This window comes from Oleiphilus sp. HI0080, from assembly GCF_001635135.1.
The window spans coordinates 1-475 of the sequence record NZ_LWFU01000973.1; the positions used below are offsets into that span (position 1 = coordinate 1).

The window sequence follows — 475 nt, forward strand, 5'->3', positions numbered from 1 at the left end:
GTCATTGATAAGGCCGGCGTACGTTGATCAATAGAATGGTTTCCTCAGGGGTTTAGACTAAGGCTTAAAGTGGCTTATCGGAATCTTAAAGGGGGCACTGACAATCTTTGACTGTTTATCAGCGCTTATTTCAGCCGGAGTCTTTTTTCTGCTTTAATTTTCGTTTTCGGTCGTGTTCTTTTTGCTCTCACTCGTTCTCAGCGCACGTGCCGCTTTTGCAGCCTCTAGTGTTTTCAGATTCACAACATTCGTGTATCCGAGTTGCTGCAGTGTCGACATCGCAATGTCTGCGCGTCTGCCACTGCGACAGTAAAGAACGATCTCGCTGCCTTTATCTGCGCTTATCCCGGTGATGCCGGTGGTTATTTGGTCAAAGGGGATATTGATTGCGTTCTGAACATGTTCTTCAGAGAATTCTTGTGGGGTGCGGACATCTAGCCAGATTGGCTCGGAGGCATACGTTATGCTCGTAAGC

The 475-nt window shown here is 47.4% G+C and carries 1 protein-coding gene; it reads right to left on the reverse strand.

Annotation, left to right across the window (positions count from 1 at the left end; translation table 11 throughout):
• Positions 1-153 precede the first annotated feature (153 nt).
• Positions 154-475, reverse strand: a 322-nt coding sequence (locus tag A3751_RS18670; RefSeq protein WP_197466501.1) for a rhodanese-like domain-containing protein, incomplete at its 5' end; no start/stop codon positions are given.